The 15117-nt window shown below is 73.3% G+C and carries 12 protein-coding genes; 7 read left to right on the top strand and 5 right to left on the bottom strand.

Annotation, left to right across the window (positions count from 1 at the left end; genetic code table 11):
• The first annotated feature begins 74 nt into the window (after nucleotides 1-74).
• Both AB0C78_RS33635 and AB0C78_RS33630 read left to right on the top strand, forming a co-directional pair.
• The gene (locus tag AB0C78_RS33635; protein ID WP_151541432.1) at nucleotides 75-584 is read left to right on the top strand and encodes an HNH endonuclease; all 510 of its coding nucleotides are present in this window, start codon (nucleotides 75-77) and stop codon (nucleotides 582-584) included.
• Nucleotides 585-609: 25 nt separating this feature from the next.
• Nucleotides 610-828, top strand: coding sequence for a zinc ribbon domain-containing protein (locus AB0C78_RS33630; protein WP_173095743.1), 219 nt, complete (start codon nucleotides 610-612; stop codon nucleotides 826-828).
• 3 nt (nucleotides 829-831) lie between these two features.
• Here AB0C78_RS33630 and AB0C78_RS33625 read toward each other — a convergent pair whose 3' ends face one another.
• The 3 genes from AB0C78_RS33625 to AB0C78_RS33615 all read right to left on the bottom strand — a co-directional run bounded on the left by AB0C78_RS33625 (nucleotide 832) and on the right by AB0C78_RS33615 (nucleotide 4423).
• Nucleotides 832-1179 (bottom strand): DUF1330 domain-containing protein, encoded by a 348-nt coding sequence (locus AB0C78_RS33625; RefSeq protein WP_360755871.1) that lies wholly within the window; start codon nucleotides 1177-1179, stop codon nucleotides 832-834.
• 237 nt (nucleotides 1180-1416) lie between these two features.
• On the bottom strand, nucleotides 1417-3267 hold the full coding sequence (gene ilvD, locus AB0C78_RS33620; RefSeq protein WP_360755868.1) for a dihydroxy-acid dehydratase: 1851 nt from the start codon (nucleotides 3265-3267) through the stop codon (nucleotides 1417-1419).
• Nucleotides 3268-3595: 328 nt separating this feature from the next.
• Entirely contained in the window at nucleotides 3596-4423 is an 828-nt protein-coding gene (locus tag AB0C78_RS33615) for a nuclease-related domain-containing protein (protein WP_360755866.1), read from the bottom strand.
• Between the two features lie 224 nt (nucleotides 4424-4647).
• Here AB0C78_RS33615 and AB0C78_RS33610 point away from each other — a divergent pair, with 224 nt between their 5' ends.
• A complete protein-coding gene (locus tag AB0C78_RS33610; RefSeq protein ID WP_360755864.1) occupies nucleotides 4648-6072 on the top strand; it encodes an amidase in 1425 nt (474 codons plus the stop codon).
• Between the two features lie 51 nt (nucleotides 6073-6123).
• Nucleotides 6124-8253, top strand: coding sequence for a 4-alpha-glucanotransferase (gene malQ, locus AB0C78_RS33605; protein ID WP_360755862.1), 2130 nt, complete (start codon nucleotides 6124-6126; stop codon nucleotides 8251-8253).
• Here the strand turns inward: malQ and AB0C78_RS33600 are convergent.
• Together AB0C78_RS33600 and pepN are read right to left on the bottom strand one after the other, a co-directional pair.
• On the bottom strand, nucleotides 8234-9232 hold the full coding sequence (locus tag AB0C78_RS33600; RefSeq protein WP_360755860.1) for a hypothetical protein: 999 nt from the start codon (nucleotides 9230-9232) through the stop codon (nucleotides 8234-8236). The genes malQ and AB0C78_RS33600 overlap by 20 nt on opposite strands.
• 111 nt (nucleotides 9233-9343) lie before the next feature.
• The gene (gene pepN, locus AB0C78_RS33595; RefSeq protein ID WP_360755858.1) at nucleotides 9344-11878 is read right to left on the bottom strand and encodes an aminopeptidase N; all 2535 of its coding nucleotides are present in this window, start codon (nucleotides 11876-11878) and stop codon (nucleotides 9344-9346) included.
• 177 nt (nucleotides 11879-12055) lie between these two features.
• On the opposite strand from pepN, the gene AB0C78_RS33590 reads away from it, so the two are divergent.
• From AB0C78_RS33590 to AB0C78_RS33580, 3 genes are all read left to right on the top strand, one after another.
• Nucleotides 12056-12670, top strand: coding sequence for a DsbA family protein (locus tag AB0C78_RS33590; RefSeq protein WP_360755856.1), 615 nt, complete (start codon nucleotides 12056-12058; stop codon nucleotides 12668-12670).
• A 123-nt stretch (nucleotides 12671-12793) separates the two neighbouring features.
• Nucleotides 12794-13741 carry an ATP-binding protein gene (locus tag AB0C78_RS33585; RefSeq protein ID WP_360755854.1) on the top strand — a complete coding sequence of 316 codons (948 nt, stop codon included), beginning with the start codon at nucleotides 12794-12796 and terminating at the stop codon, nucleotides 13739-13741.
• Between the two features lie 67 nt (nucleotides 13742-13808).
• On the top strand, nucleotides 13809-15014 hold the full coding sequence (locus AB0C78_RS33580; RefSeq protein ID WP_360755851.1) for a hypothetical protein: 1206 nt from the start codon (nucleotides 13809-13811) through the stop codon (nucleotides 15012-15014).
• Nucleotides 15015-15117: the final 103 nt, after the last annotated feature.

The raw sequence follows: 15117 nt of genomic DNA, 5'->3' as shown, positions 1-15117 counted from the left end.
TTCGGGCCTCGGTGCGAGGCGCGGTCAGCCGCGTCCGCCGAGGCGAACCCCGACACGCCGGCGGAGGCCGTCTGATGAGACAGGTCCTTCTCCTGAACGCGACGTACGAACCACTCACCACGCTCCCGCTGCGGCGGGCGGTCTGCCTCGTGCTCCGGGAGAAGGCCGAGATCGTCCACCACGACATCTCGGGGGCCACCCTGCATTCGGCGACCATGGAGATCGAGATCCCGTCGGTGATCCGGCTCCGCCGCTACGTCCGCATCCCGTTCCGGACCCGCGTCCCGCTCACCCGCGCCGCCCTCATGCGCCGCGACGGCTTCCGCTGCGTCTACTGCGGCCGCCGCGCCGAGACGATCGACCACGTGCATCCGCGCAGCCGCGGTGGCAAGCACGTGTGGGAGAACTGCGTCGCGTCCTGCATGACCTGCAACCACCGCAAGGCCGACCGGCTGCTGTCCGAGCTCGGCTGGACGCTCGGGATGACGCCCGGCGTCCCGCGCGGCGCGCACTGGCGGCTGATCGGGATCGTCCACGACGGCGACCCGCAGTGGGCGCCGTACGTCTCCGAGCCCGCCGCCTAGCGCGGGCGGGCCGTATCCTGTCCTCGTGCCACGCTATGACTACCGCTGCCGCGCGTGCGGGTCGACGTTCGAGGTCTCCCGCCCGATGATCAACGCGTCCGACCCGGCGCCCTGCCCGGACGGCCATGACGACACGGTGAAGCTGCTGTCGACGGTCGCCGTGACCGGCACGTCCCGCGGCGGCGCCCCGAAGCCCCCGCCGGCCGCCGGGGGCGGCTGCTGCGGCGGAGGCTGCTGCTCCTGACGGCTATCCCGCCTGGGCCGCGCGGAGCGCGGCGCCCAGCGCGGCGGAGTCGTGGCCGGCGCCGACGCCGTCGACCAGCATGATCACGCTCGGGATGTGGTCGGCCCGCATCGGGATGATCTCCTGGTAGGCGGGCGAGTCGTACCAGGCCCGGGCCCGGTCCATGTCCGGGAACTCGAGGATCACCACGGCCCCGTCGAACGCGCCCTCGTGGACCTCCGGCACCTTGCCGTGGGTGATGAAGCGGCCGCCGAACGGGTCCATCGTGGCCTGGATGCGCTCCATGTAGACGAAGACGTCGTCGTGCAGCGGCGGCTGGGGGTGCAGCAGGCCGATGGCGTAAGCGGTCATCGCGGTCTCCTCGGGGTCGTGGATCCTCTGGCTGACAAGATCCACTCTGCCCTGAGCAGGGAACGACGGCGATTACCCGCCGGGTAATGCCGCGACCGCCGCGCGAGCGCGTGACCTGACCGGTGGGGGCGAAGCCGGAGGCGAGCCCCCACCGGGAAGATCGCGAAGCGATGCAGCGCTCGCCCAATCACGGTCAGGGGCCGAGCCGCCAGGCGAGGCCCCTGGGCCGGGATTGCACTAGTACAGCTGCGAGACGTCGCGGGCGGCGCCGGTGGACGCGGACGTCGCCATCGCGGCGTAGGCGCGCAGCGCGGCGCTGACCTTGCGGTCGCGGTTGCGGGGGCGGTAGCCGCCGAGGTCGGCGAGCAGCTTCTCGCGGCGGGTCTCCAGCTCCTCGGCCGGGACGTCCAGCTCCAGCGCCCGGTTCGGGATGTCGATCACGATCCGGTCGCCGTCCTCGACGAGGGCGATGATCCCGCCGCCGGCGGCCTCGGGGGAGGCGTGCCCGATGGACAGCCCGGACGTGCCGCCGGAGAACCGCCCGTCGGTGATCAGCGCGCAGGCCTTGCCGAGCCCGCGGCCCTTGAGGAAGCTCGTCGGGTACAGCATCTCCTGCATGCCGGGGCCGCCCCTGGGGCCCTCGTAGCGGATCACGACGACGTCGCCGGCCTTGACCTTGCCGCCGAGGATGCCCTCGGCCGCCTGGTCCTGGCTCTCGAACACGACGGCGGGGCCGCTGAAGGTCCAGAGCTCCTCCTCGACGCCCGCGGTCTTGACGATCGCGCCGTCGGGGGCGATGTTGCCGCGCAGGACGGCGAGGCCGCCGTCGGCGGTGTAGGCGTGCTCGACGTCGCGGATGCAGCCGCTCTCGCGGTCGAGGTCGAGCTCCTCCCAGCGGGCGCTCTGCGAGAACGCGGAGGTGCTGCGGACGCCGCCGGGCGCCGCGTGGAACAGCTCGACGGCCTCGGGCAGGACGTCGGGGGAGCGGACGTCCCACTGGGCGACGAAGTCGGCGACGGACGGGCTGTGGATCGAGTGCGCGGCGGAGTTCAGCAGCCCGCCGCGGTGCAGCTCGCCGAGGAGGGCGGGGATGCCGCCGGCGCGGTGGCAGTCCTCGACGTGGTAGGTGGCGAGCGTCGGGGCCAGCTTGCAGATGCAGGGGACGCGGCGGGAGACGGCGTCGATGTCGTCGAGGCCGAAGTCGACGCCGGCCTCGGTGGCGGCGGCGAGCAGGTGCAGGATCGTGTTGGTGGAGCCGCCCATGGCGACGTCGAGCACCATCGCGTTCTCGAACGCGTCGCGCGTCGCGATGTTGAGCGGCAGGACCGAGTCGTCGTCGCCGTCGTAGTAGCGCTTCGCGATCTCGACGACGGTGCGTCCGGCCCGCTCGTAGAGGGCGCGGCGGGCGGTGTGGGTGGCGAGGACGGTGCCGTTGCCGGGCAGCGCGAGGCCGATCGCCTCGGTGAGGCAGTTCATCGAGTTGGCGGTGAACATGCCGGAGCAGGACCCGCAGGTCGGGCAGGCGCTCTCCTCCATCTCGGCGAGCTTGTCGTCGGCGACGGACTCGTCCGCGGAGGCGATCATCGGGTCGATCAGGTCGAGCTTGTTGCCGCCCATCACGCCCGCGACGGGCTTGCCGGCCTCCATCGGGCCGCCGGAGACGAAGACGGTCGGGATGTTCAGCCGCATCGCGGCCAGCAGCATGCCCGGCGTGATCTTGTCGCAGTTGGAGACGCAGACCAGGGCGTCGGCGCAGTGCGCGTTGACCATGTACTCGACGGCGTCGGCGATCAGCTCGCGGGACGGCAGCGAGTACAGCATGCCGCCGTGGCCCATCGCGATGCCGTCGTCGACCGCGATCGTGTTGAACTCGCGGGGCACGCCGCCGGCCTCGCGGACGGCGCCGGCGACGACCTTGCCGACCTCGTCGAGGTGGACGTGGCCGGGCACGAACTGGGTGAAGCTGTTGGCCACCGCGACGATCGGCTTGCCGAAGTCCTCGCGTTCGACGCCGCTGGCCCGCATGAGCGCGCGGGCGCCCGCCATGTTCCTGCCATGGGTGACCGTACGTGACCTGAGCGGGGGCATCCTGTGACCTCTCCAACCTGTGCCGTGGTGCCGTGTCGCCGGACGCGTCGCCGCGCCGGGTTCGGCGGGCGGTGAGCGAGCGGTGCGCGGTGGGAAGCTCTCAGCGGCGGATCGCGGCGCTGCCGCCGGCTCAGCGGAGGTCGCGCGCGGGCCGGCCTGTGCCATCCGATGCTACAAGGTCGGAGGCGGGGCGTGAAAAAGCCGGGCCCGCGAAGGGGCCCGGTGGCTCGGCGTCGAGCGTGCGGGCGGCCCGGGACAGGGCCGCCCGGGTGACGGAGTCCCGCGCCGTTGCGGGATCCGGTGTCGTGGCGGGACCGCCGCCGCGGGATCAGCCGTACTTGGGCGGCAGCGCCTTCTCCGCCGCCTGGAAGATCCGCTGGACGTCGGTGTCGGTGAGGATCTTGGGACGGCGGCGCAGGTACGAGCGGGCCCGGTTGCCCGCGTACACGTCCACGTCCCTGACCCGCATGACCTTCCACGGGATGGACGGCCCGTAGATGGCCACCGAGGGCTGCACGGGCACCTCGAACCCGACCTGCCCACCGATGATCTTGCTGGCCTGGTCGGCCTCCCAGCGCGCCTCGTCCAGCCGGTCCTTCTTGTTGAAGGGGCCGTGGAAGAGCTTGCGGTGGGACAGGGTGCGCACGGGGAGGCGCTTGTCCCACTTCTCGGAGTCGATGGCGTAGACGCCGCTCGGCCCGATCACCAGGTGGTCGATCCGCCCGTCGCTGACGCCCTCGTCGTCGCGCGGGACGGCCCGGGCGTGCAGCACGAGGTAGCCGTTGCGCTGCAGCGACCTCAGCTGCTTCTCGGTGCGCCGTTCGGCGGCCGAGGACTTCTGCCAGGCCGGGATGCTGGAGTCCCGGCGGGACCGGCGCACGACGTCCACGACGATCACGAGGACCGCCGCGGTGATGCCGAGCCGCCCGCCGAAGACCGCGGTGACGACGATGAGGGCGGCGAGCGCCACGCCGATCCGCCACGCCCACACGCGGACCCGGGGGCCCGTGAGCACCGCGGTGAGCGTCCGGTCGCCGGGCGGCCGCTTGTCCGGCTCCTGCACGGGGGGTTGCTCCTGCGTCTCGTCCCGCTGGTCAGGGTCGTCCCTGGGCTGGCCCCGTGCCTGCTGTGTGTTGCCCCGCTCCATGATCGCCATAGGTGACGCTCCGTATTCCTCTCCCATCGGGGGCATGATCCTCCGTGCGCAGAGTAATCATCATGCGGGGCGGCGACTAGTCATGCAGGGTTAATAGTTTTGTCGCCGCGCGTGAGTGATTGACTGCCGCGCAGGTCGGGTACGTGAGTCATCTACCACCTCTTCCCGGTAGAGAGTCTCCGCCTCTTTGATGCCCGCGCGCGAGCGGTCTAGCGTTCCGGTTCGTGACACATCTCCATGACCTCGGCGCTAGGGAGGCGGCTGACGCCGTCCGTTCGGGGCGGCTGTCCCCGGTCGAGCTGACCGACCATTACCTGGACCGCATCGGACGGCTGAACCCGCAGGTGGGGGCCTATGTGACGGTGACCGCCGAGGCGGCGCGGGAGCAGGCCGCGCGGGCCGAGAAGGCGGTGCTGGACGCGGCCGATCCGGGGGACCTGCCGCCGCTGCACGGGGTGCCGGTTCCGGTCAAGGACCTGAACATGGCGGACGGCGTTCGGATGACTTTTGGTTCATCCGTTTTTGCCGATATGACCGGTTTTACGGATGACAGCGTCGTGCGCCTGCTGCGCGAGGCGGGAACGATCATGCCCGGCAAGACCGCCGTGCCGGAATTCGGGCTGCCCTGCTACACCGAAAGCGACGTCGCGCCGCCCGCCCGCACGCCCTGGGATCTCACCAGATCGGCGGGCGGGTCGAGCGGCGGCGCCGCGGCGGCGGTCGCGTCCGGGCTGGCCCCGGTCGCCCAGGGCAGCGACGGCGGCGGCTCCATCCGCATCCCGAGCAGCGTGTGCGGCCTGTTCGGGATCAAGCCGACCCGCGGCCGGATCTCCCAGGGGCCGGTCGTCCCCGACCTGTTCGGCCTGTCCACCAACGGGCCGATCGCCCGGTCCGTCGAGGACGCCGCCCTGCTGCTGGACGCCATGGCCGGGTCGATGCCCGGCGACCTCTACGCCGCACCGCCCGTCGAGGGCTCGTTCCTGTCGTACGCCGATCGCCCGCCGGGACGGCTCCGGATCGCCCGCAGCCGGCAGCCCGCGGTCGCCGGCGCCGAGGTGCATCCGGACTGCGTCGCCGCCTACGAGGAGGCGTCCGCGCTGCTGGAGGAGCTCGGGCACGAGGTCGTGGAGCTGCCGCCGGTGTTCGGGCCCGAGATGGTCCCGCATTTCGAGCTGCTCTGGGGCGTCATGGCCACGATGACGCCCGTCCCGGAGGGGAGCGAGCACCTGCTCCAGCCGCTGACGCGCTGGCTCCGCGAGCGCGGGAACGCCACGACCGCGCCGGAGCTGTTCCGGGCGCACGCCGCCCTGCAGGGCGTGCTGCGCGCCGCGTTCCCGGTCCTGAACGAGTTCGACGCGATCCTGCATCCGACGCTCGCCCAGCCGCCCGTTCCCGTCGGCTACTTCCACGACCAGGAGCCTGAGGAGAACTTCCGCAGGCAGACGCTGTTCACGCCGTTCTGCGCCGCCTACAACATCTCCGGGCAGCCCGCCGTCAACGTCCCGCTGCACTGGAACGCCGACGGGCTGCCGATCGGGGTCATGCTCGCGGGGCGGCTCGGCGGCGAGGGGACGCTGATATCGCTGTCCGCGCAGCTCGAGGAGGCGCGCCCCTGGGCCGGCCGCAAGCCCCCCATCTGGGACGCGTGAGCCCCGTCCGGCCCGCGCTTGGCGCGGCGCCGCCGGGGCATGGGTGCAGGCGTGGCTGACGACGAACTGATCAGGCTGGCCGGGCACCACCGGGTCGCGACGCGCTACACCGACTGGCGGGGCAGGGCGGCCGACGTCCCGCCGGGCACGCTGGTCGCCGTCCTCGGCGCGCTCGGGGTGGACGCCTCGTCCCCGGCGGCCGTCCGCGCCGAGCTGGAGCGCCACGAGGAGCGCGCGCGGACGCTGCCGCCGACCATCGTCGTCCGCAGCGACGCGGGCGAGGGACGCACCGCCGACCGGATCCTCGCGATGGTGCGCCGGACCCTGCGGCCCGCCGGCGACCTGGACGTGCGGATCGAGCCCGGCGAGCCCGACGTGCTGGCGGAGCCGTCCGCCGAGCAGGCCCGCGGCGGGCCCGTCCCGCTGGACGGCAGCGAGGGCGACGTCCCGCTCGGATGGCACCGCCTCCACGTCCGGCAGGGGAGCCGGGAGGAGAGCGCGGCGCTGCTCGTGGCGCCCGCGTCCCTGCCGCGCCCGCCGCGGATGTGGGGACTGACCGTCCAGCTGTACGCGCTGCGCTCGCGCGGCTCGTGGGGGCTCGGCGACCTGCACGACCTCGCCGACCTCGCGGCCTGGGCCGGTCGCGACCTCGGCGCCGGGTTCGTCGTCGCGAACCCGCTGCACGCCGCGGAGCCGATGCCGCCCGTCAGCCCGTCGCCGTACTCGCCGATGAGCCGCCGCTTCCCCGCCCCGCTCTACCTGCGGATCGAGGACATGCCGGAGTACGCGGCGCTCCCGCCCCAGGGCCGGGAGCGGTTCGCGGCCATGGCGGCGCGGCTGCGCACGCTCGAAGGCCCGCTCGACCGGGACGCCGTGTGGACGGCGAAGCTCGAGGCGCTCGAAGCGATGTACCGGTCGTCGCCCGGCATCCGCCGCGACCCCGCCTTCGCGGCCTTCCGCAGGCGGCACGGCGCCGCGCTGCGGGACTTCACCACCTGGTGCGCGATCAGCGAGGAGCAGGGGACGACCGACTGGCGGCGATGGCCGTCCGCCCTCCGGGACGCGCACGGGCACGCGGTCCTGGACGAGCCGCGCCACGACGGGCGCGCCGAGTTCCACGCGTGGCTGCAATGGCGCCTCGACCAGCAGCTCGCCGGCGCGCAGAAGGCCGCCCGCGACGCGGGGATGCCCGCCGGGATCGTCCACGACCTGGCGGTCGGGGTGGCGCAGGGCAGCGCCGACGCCTGGATCTACCGGGACGAGCTCGCGTCCGGGATGAGCGTCGGCGCGCCCCCGGACGAGTTCAACCAGCGCGGCCAGGACTGGGGCCAGCCGCCCTGGCGGCCGACCACGCTCGCCGCGGACGCCTACGTCCCGTACCGGGAGATGCTGGCGGCGGCGCTGCGGCACGGCGGCGGGCTCCGCCTCGACCACGCGATGCAGGTGTCCCGGCTGTGGTGGATCCCCGAGGGCGCCTCGCCCGCCGACGGGACGTACGTCGGCTACGACCGGGACGCGATGCTCGGCTGCCTGGTGTGGGAGGCCCACCGGGCGGGCGCCCTCGTCGTCGGCGAGGACCTCGGCACGGTGGAACCGGAGGTCCGCGACGACCTCGCGGACCGGGGCGTCCTCGGCACGTCGCTGCTCTGGTTCGAGCGCGACGCGCAGGGCCGCCCGAAGCCGGCGGCGCAGTGGCGGGACCTGTCGCTGGCCACGGTCGGCACGCACGACATGCCGCCGATCACCGGGTTCCTGCACGGCGACCACATCGCGCTGCGCGACCGTCTCGGCCTGCTCACCCGTCCCCTCGACGAGGAGACCGCCGACCACCGGGAGCAGCTCGCCGCCTGGCTCGGCGTGCTCCACGCCGAGGGCCTGCTGCCCGATCCGCCCGACGACGTGCTGCGGGCCCTCGCGGACGGTTCGGACGCCTACGACCGGCAGGTCGTCGCCGCGCTCCACGCCTTCCTCGGCCGCACCCCCGCCCGCCTCATCGGCGTCTCGCTCGCCGACGCGGTCGGTGAGCGCCGCACCCAGAACCAGCCCGGCACCGTCGACGAGTACCCGAACTGGCGCGTCCACCTCGCCGACGCGCAGGGGCGGCCCGTCGTGCTGGACGACCTCGTCCGCGACGCGGAGGTCCGCGCCGTGCTGGAGCGGGTCAGCCGAGAGTCGTCGTGATCCGCCTGGTGACGTCGTGCAGGAGCGTGTCCGGCACGATCGGCACCGACGCGATCGCGGAGAACAGCCCCGGCAGTCCCGGCAGCGGGTAGCCGTCGTCGTCCGCGCCCTCCAAGGCCGCCTTCCCGAGCGGCTGATGGGACAGGGACTTGCGGGCCCGCGCCCAGGCCGTCTCGACCTCCCCGGGGGAGGGGACGCCGAAGCCGTGCCCGACCGGCGCGGCGTGCCGCAGCTTCACCAGCGCCCCGTCGGTGAACTCCGCCGCAAGCTTGCAGCGCTCGGTGAGGTCGGCGCGGACCAGGTCGTCGAGCCGCGTCATGACGGTGCACGGCGTGCGGCAGCGGGCCGCGCAGTCGCCCAGGGCGGACGCGACCTGGCTGTGCTGCCGGTCCAGGTAGGCGCGCCAGCCGGGCGGCGGCTCCTTGGCGACGCGGAGCGTCCGCTCGCACGCCGACCGCTCCGGGCGGGTGTGGTCGCACGCGCGCGGCGAGCCCGGCTCGATCGGCACGCCGAACCGGCTGCCCTCCCCGTTCACCGACGCGCCGATCAGCGCCGGGTCGCCCGCGTGCCCGAGGACCGGCTCCCAGGCCAGCAGCGGCAGGTACTCGCTGGCGATGTGCACGGCGGCGACCAGCGCGGCCATGTCGCGGCGGTGCCAGCGGATCGCGATGACCTCCAGCAGCAGCGCGTACGCGGGCCGCAGGCTCGCCAGCGCGCCGCGCGGCCGCTCCTTGGGCGCCTGCGGCATCCGGCTCGCGCGGGCCCGGTCGAGCAGGTCGCGGGGCACCTCCCCGGCCGCCTCCGGCATCCCGAAGTCCTCGGCGTCCAGGTCCAGGACCCGCTGCCCGAACGCGCACAGCGGCGCGACGGCCCTCGCCCGCCCGTCCGGGACGAGCGTCCCGTCGGCGATCAGCGCCTCCAGATCCCCGAACGCGTACCGCCGTGCCAGCGCCGTCAGCACGTCCCGCGCCGTCTCCACGCCACCATCCCCTCTCCGCGGACCCCCGTGACCCTGCAACGATCGCATGGTCACGGGGGTTGCGACAGGGGCAACGGCCTTACCCGGCGGCGGTACCGGACGCGGCGGGCCTCAGCTCGCGGCGGCGTCCTTCGCCCGGGCGCGCAGCGCGCGCGCGACGCCGTCACGGCCCTCCGACAGCAGCCGGGCGAGCGCCGCGGGCGGCTTCTCGTCGGCCATGTAGGACTCGGTGCGGTCGATCGTGGACTGCTCGATCACCAGGAAGGGATAGGCGACCTCCGCGAACGTCTGGGACATGTCGCTGGTCCACTCCTTCCACACCCGGCCGACCTCGGCGAAGTACTTGTCCACGTACGGGACGAGCAGCTCCGCCTGGTCCGGCTCCACGAATCCGCCGAGCGTCGCCCGGTAGACGGCGTTCGGCAGCGTCCCGCCGATGATCCGGTCCCACGCGGCGGCCTTCGCCTCGGCGGTCGGGATCGCGGCCTTGCAGCCGGCGGCGTGCCGCTCGCCCGCCGCCGTCCGGTCCCGCTCGTGCTCGGCGTCGATCTCGCCCTCGCCGGCCTTGCCGGTGACGACGAGGCGGCGCAGCAGCGCCCACCGCAGGTCGGTGTCGACCGTCAGCCCGTCGAGCGACTCCGAGCCGTCCAGCAGCGCCCGGACGTACGCCAGGTGCTCCTCGCTGACCGCCGACGCCGCGAACGCCTGCGTGTACGCCAGCTGCAGGTCCGAGCCGGGCGCGGCCTCCCGGGCCAGCTCGAAGAGCGTGTCGGCGAGCAGCGCCAGGCCCTCCTTGCGCCAGGACGGGTCGGCGTACTGCTGGACGGCCGTCCGCGCCTGCCGCAGCAGCGTCTGCGTGACCGAGATGTCGGTGACGCCGCGGATGCCCTTCGCGACGAGCCGGACATAGTCGCGCGTCGCCATCTCCGCGTCGCGCGTCATGTCCCACGCCGCCGACCAGCACAGCGCCCGCGGCAGGCTCTCCTTGATGTCGCCGATGTGCTCCACCAGCGTCTTCAGCGAGTGCTCGTCGAGCCGGACCTTGGCGTAGGTGAGGTCGTCGTCGTTGACCAGCACCAGGTCGGGACGCTTCTGCCCGACGAGCTGCGGCACCTCCGTGCGGGCGCCGACCACGTCGAGCTCGACGCGCTCGCGCCGCACGAGCCCGTCGCCGGTCCGGTCGTACAGGCCGATCGCCAGGCGGTGCGAGCGCAGCGTCGGGTAGTCGGCCTTGGCCTCCTGCAGCACGGCGAACGAGGAGAAGTTCCCGTCGGCGTCGACCTCGTACTCGGGACGCATCGTGTTGACGCCCGCGGTCTCCAGCCACTCCTTCGACCAGGACGCCAGGTCGCGGCCGGACGTCTCCTCCAGCGCGTCCAGCAGGTCGGTGAGGACGGTGTTGCCCCACGCGTGCCGGTCGAAGTACCGCCGCACGCCCTCCAGGAAGTTCTCGCGGCCGACATAGGCCACCAGCTGCTTCAGGACGGACGCGCCCTTGGCGTAGGTGATCCCGTCGAAGTTCACCTCGACGGCCCGGATGTCGGGGATGTCGGCGGAGATCGGGTGCGTGGACGGCAGCTGGTCCTGCCGGTACGCCCACGCCTTCTCCAGGTTCGCGAACGTCGTCCACGAGCCCGTCCACTTGGTGGCCTCGGACTGGCACAGCACGCTCATGTAGGTGGCGAACGACTCGTTCAGCCACAGGTCGTCCCACCAGCGCATGGTGACCAGGTCACCGAACCACATGTGCGCCATCTCGTGCAGGATCGTCTCCGCGCGCCGCTCGTAGGAGGCGTCGGTGACCCGCGACCGGAAGACGTAGTCCTCCAGGAACGTGACGGCGCCGGCGTTCTCCATCGCGCCCGCGTTGAACTCCGGCACGAACAGCTGGTCGTACTTGCTGAACGGGTACGGCCGGCCGAACACCTTCTCGAAGTAGGCGAAGCCCTGCCGCGTCACGTCGACGATCGCCTCCGCGTCGAGGTGCTCGGCGAGCGACGCCCGGCAGTACACGCCGAGCGGGATGACGGTGCCGTCGTCGCGGCGGTACTCGTCGCGGACCGCGTGGTACGGCCCGGCGATGAGCGCGGTGATGTAGGTGGAGATCTGCGGGGTGGGCAGGAAGCGCCACGTCCCGCCCTCGACGCTCTCGGGGGTCTCGTTGGTGACGACCTGCCAGTCCTGCGGCGCCTTCACCGACAGCTCGAACGTCGCCTTGAGGTCGGGCTGGTCGAAGCACGTGTACATCCGGTGCGCGTCGGCCGTCTCGAACTGCGTGTAGAGGTAGACGCTCCCGTCCACCGGGTCGACGAACCGGTGCAGGCCCTCGCCGGAGCGGGAGTAGGCGCAGTCCGCCACGACGCGGAGCTCGTTCTGCGCGGCCAGGGAGGGGAGCGGGAGGCGGCCCTTCTCCCCGTCGTAGGACGCGGGGTCCAGCGCCTCGCCGTTCAGCGTCGCCTCGCGGACGACGGCGCCGTGCAGGTCGACGAAGGACGACGCGCCCGGCTCGGCGCAGCCGAACCGGACCGCGGTGGTCGAGCCGAACCGCTCCTCGCCGGTGGTGAGGTCCAGCTCGACCGCGTACGACTCGACGGTGAGCAGCCGGGCCCGTTCCCGCGCCTCGTCGCGCGTGAGGTTGCCTGCCACATGTACTCCTTGGTCGGCTTATTTCTTTGCTGACCTCATGTCTACCAACCGGCCGGGGACGAGGTCCGCACGCCACGGCCTTTCCCCGTGCCCGCGGGCGGGAATCACGGCGGCGGGAGCCGGGTTGTCGGTGGTTGAGTCTTCATCGATGACGCTCGAGCAGCCGTAGGAGGCGACGTGCCGCAGGACGCTCCCACACCCGTGGACTTCTGGTTCGACCCGCTGTGCCCATGGGCGTGGATCACCTCGCGCTGGATCCTGGAAGTGGAGAGGCTGCGCCCGATCGAGGTGCGCTGGCACGTGATGAGCCTGGCGGTCCTCAACGAGGACAAGGACGTCCCGGAGGAGTACCGCAAGGGCCTCGCCCAGGCGTGGGGGCCGGTGCGCGTGTGCATCGCCGCCGAGCAGAAGTACGGTCCGGAGGTGCTGGGCAGGCTCTACACGGAGCTGGGCACCCGCCGCCACCACGAGAAGCAGAAGTTCACCCGCGAGTACTTCGAGGCCGCGCTGACCGCCGCAGGCCTCGCCCCGGCGCTCGCCGACGCCGCCGACTCCACGGCCTACGACGAGGCGGTGCGCGCGTCCCACAAGGACGGCATCGACCGGGTCGGCCAGGAGGTCGGTACCCCGGTGATCGAGGTCGAGGGCAGCGCGTTCTTCGGCCCGGTCGTCTCGCCGATCCCGCGCGGCGACGCGGCCGTGAAGCTGTGGGACGGCGTCGTCGCGGTGGCCTCCACCGATGGCTTCTTCGAGCTGAAGCGCACCCGCACCCGGGACCCGATCTTCGACTGAGCGGTCCTTTCCGGACCGATCGGGGCGGCTTCGGCCGTTCCGGTTGCCTCGCCGGTGCCCCTCCGCCAGACTCGGTGCTCCGAGAAAATGGCAACGGTTTTCATATCCGAAACGGGGGCATTCGTGAAGGTTGCGTTCGTCGGCAAGGGCGGCAGCGGCAAGACCACCCTCTCGTCGCTGTTCGTCCGGCACCTCGCGCTGCGCGGGCTGCCGGTGGTCGCCATCGACGCCGACATCAACCAGCACCTCGGCGCGGCGCTCGGCCTGGACGACGACCAGGCCGCCAAGATCCCGGCCCTGGGCGCCCACCTCACCGAGATCAAGGAGTACCTGCGGGGCGACAACCCGCGCATCGGCTCCGCGTCCACCATGGTCAAGACGACCCCGGCGGGCACCGGGTCGCGGCTGCTGCGGTTGCGCGGCGACGACCCGGTGCACGCCCTCGGGCAGGAGGTGAGCGGCGCGACGCTGCTGGTCACCGGCCCGTTCGAGGACGACGACCTCGGCGTCGCCTGCTACCACTCCAAGACCGGCGCGGTCGAGCTCTACCTCAACCACCTGCTCGACGGCCCCGGCGAGTACGTCGTCGTGGACATGACCGCCGGCGCCGACACGTTCGCGTCCGGGCTGTTCACCCGGTTCGACCTGATGTTCCTGGTCGCCGAGCCCACCCGGAAGGGCGTCGGCGTCTACCGCCAGTACGTCGAGTACGCCCGCGACTACGACGTCGCCATCCGGGTCGTCGGCAACAAGGTGCAGTCCGAGGACGACGTCGAGTACCTGCGCGAGCACGTCGGCGACGACCTGCTCGTCTGGCTCGGCCAGTCCGCCGCCGTCCGCGCGATGGAGCAGGGGAGGCCCGGCGCCGTCCTGGAGGACGGCAACGAGGCCGCGCTCGGCCGGATGCTCGCCGAGGTCGACGCCCGGGCCAAGGACTGGGACGCGTTCCAGCGGCAGGCCGTCGAGTTCCACCTCAAGAACGCGCGCAGCTGGGCGAACCGCGCGACCGGAGAGGACCTCGCCGCGCAGGTCGACCCCGAGTTCCGGTTCCCGGTCGCCTACGCCGGGTGACGCGGGGCCTACGCGCGGGCTGCAACGGGCCTACCGGCGGCCCATGAACCGCACTACTCTGCCCGCCATGACGACGCGGCGGATGTTCATGATGTCGGGCGGCTCGCTGGTGCCCCTCCTGGTGCTGGCCCTGCTCGTCGGCAACCAGTGGGTCATCGACGCGATCAACAAGAGCGACTTCAAGTACGACGAGGGCCTCGGCCCGCTGGTGTCGCACCTGTTCTTCGTCGCCTGGCGCTTCACCCCGCCGCGCGGGCTCGACTGGCGCTTCGTCGTGTCGGACGACCTCACCACGCTGGTGCTGTTCGCCGTGGTGGCGCTGCTCGTGCTGGCCGGGGCCCGGACGGTCGATCCCCAGCGCGGCCTGCTCGGCGCGCTGATCACCGGATGGTGGGCCGCGGTCGTCGCGAGCGGTGTCGCCGGAGGCCTGTCCGGGCTGCTGCTGAAGTGGTCGATCAAGTACTCCAGCGGGTCGGTGAGCCACAACTTCTTCCAGTCGCTCGAGGCGGGCGCGGCGTCCGGCCTGCTGTACGGGTGGCTCGCGGGGATCGGCGCGCTCGCGGGCTTCCTGCTCAGCCGCCCGCGCGGGCAGGCCGCCCCGCAGCCGCTCGGGCAGGCGGCCCCGCAGCCGTTCGGGCAGTACGCCCCGCAGCAGCCCTACGGCGGGCAGCAGCCGTACGCCCCGCAGCAGGCCGCGCCGATGCAGCAGCCGTACGCGCCGCAGCCGTACCCGTCGCAGCAGCCCTACGGGCAGCAGCCGGGCGTCCCGCAGCAGGGGATGCAGCCGGGGCTGCCTCCGGGCCCGCCGCCGCAGGGCGCGCAGCAGCCGCTGCCGGCGGCGAACGACCAGCCGGGCCTGCCGCCGCAGCACCCGGCCGCCGTGCCGTACGTCCCGCCGGCCCGCCCGTCGCAGTCGCCCGGCTGGGACGGCATGCCCGTCCCGCCGCAGGGCGGTGCTCCTGCGCCGGCGTCCGTCCCGCCGGCGCAGTCCCCGGCTCCGGCGCCGGAGGCGGCCGCGCAGGCGGCCGGGGCCGCGTCCGGTGCCGAGGCGGCCGATCCGGAGGCGGCCGGGCCGCAGGACGGCGGCGAGCCGGCCGAGCACGGCCCCGAGGACTCCGGGCCGCAGGACGCCGTCCCCGCGGGCGCGGCGCCGGAGAGGGCGGCGGCGTCCGAGGAGGACGACGACGAGGACGACGAGCTCGCCGACCGGACGATGGTCGACCGCAAGCCCGACCTGCCCCGCGACCCGGACCCGATGCCCCCGCCCCAGTGACCGCACACGCGCGCGGCACCGCCCCGGCCAGGGCGGTGCCGCCCGCGCGCATGTGAAAAGGGCCTCATGACCCCGGCGCGCGTCCGGGCCGCGGGCCTGCGAG

Origin of the sequence: Actinomadura sp. NPDC048394, assembly GCF_040651755.1 — a bacterium.
GTDB classification, from domain to species: domain Bacteria; phylum Actinomycetota; class Actinomycetes; order Streptosporangiales; family Streptosporangiaceae; genus Spirillospora; species Spirillospora montaniterrae.
This window is presented reverse-complemented; position numbering and strand designations above follow the sequence as displayed.

Excerpts from the sequence above, each read along its gene's own strand:
- ilvD (WP_360755868.1), bottom strand. The coding sequence starts at position 3,267 with ATGCCCCCGCTCAGGTCACGTACGGTCACCCATGGCAGGAACATGGCG.
- AB0C78_RS33625 (WP_360755871.1), bottom strand. The coding sequence starts at position 1,179 with ATGACCGCTTACGCCATCGGCCTGCTGCACCCCCAGCCGCCGCTGCAC.
- AB0C78_RS33615 (WP_360755866.1), bottom strand. The coding sequence starts at position 4,423 with ATGGCGATCATGGAGCGGGGCAACACACAGCAGGCACGGGGCCAGCCC.
- AB0C78_RS33580 (WP_360755851.1), top strand. The coding sequence starts at position 13,809 with ATGACGACGCGGCGGATGTTCATGATGTCGGGCGGCTCGCTGGTGCCC.
- AB0C78_RS33635 (WP_151541432.1), top strand. The coding sequence starts at position 75 with ATGAGACAGGTCCTTCTCCTGAACGCGACGTACGAACCACTCACCACG.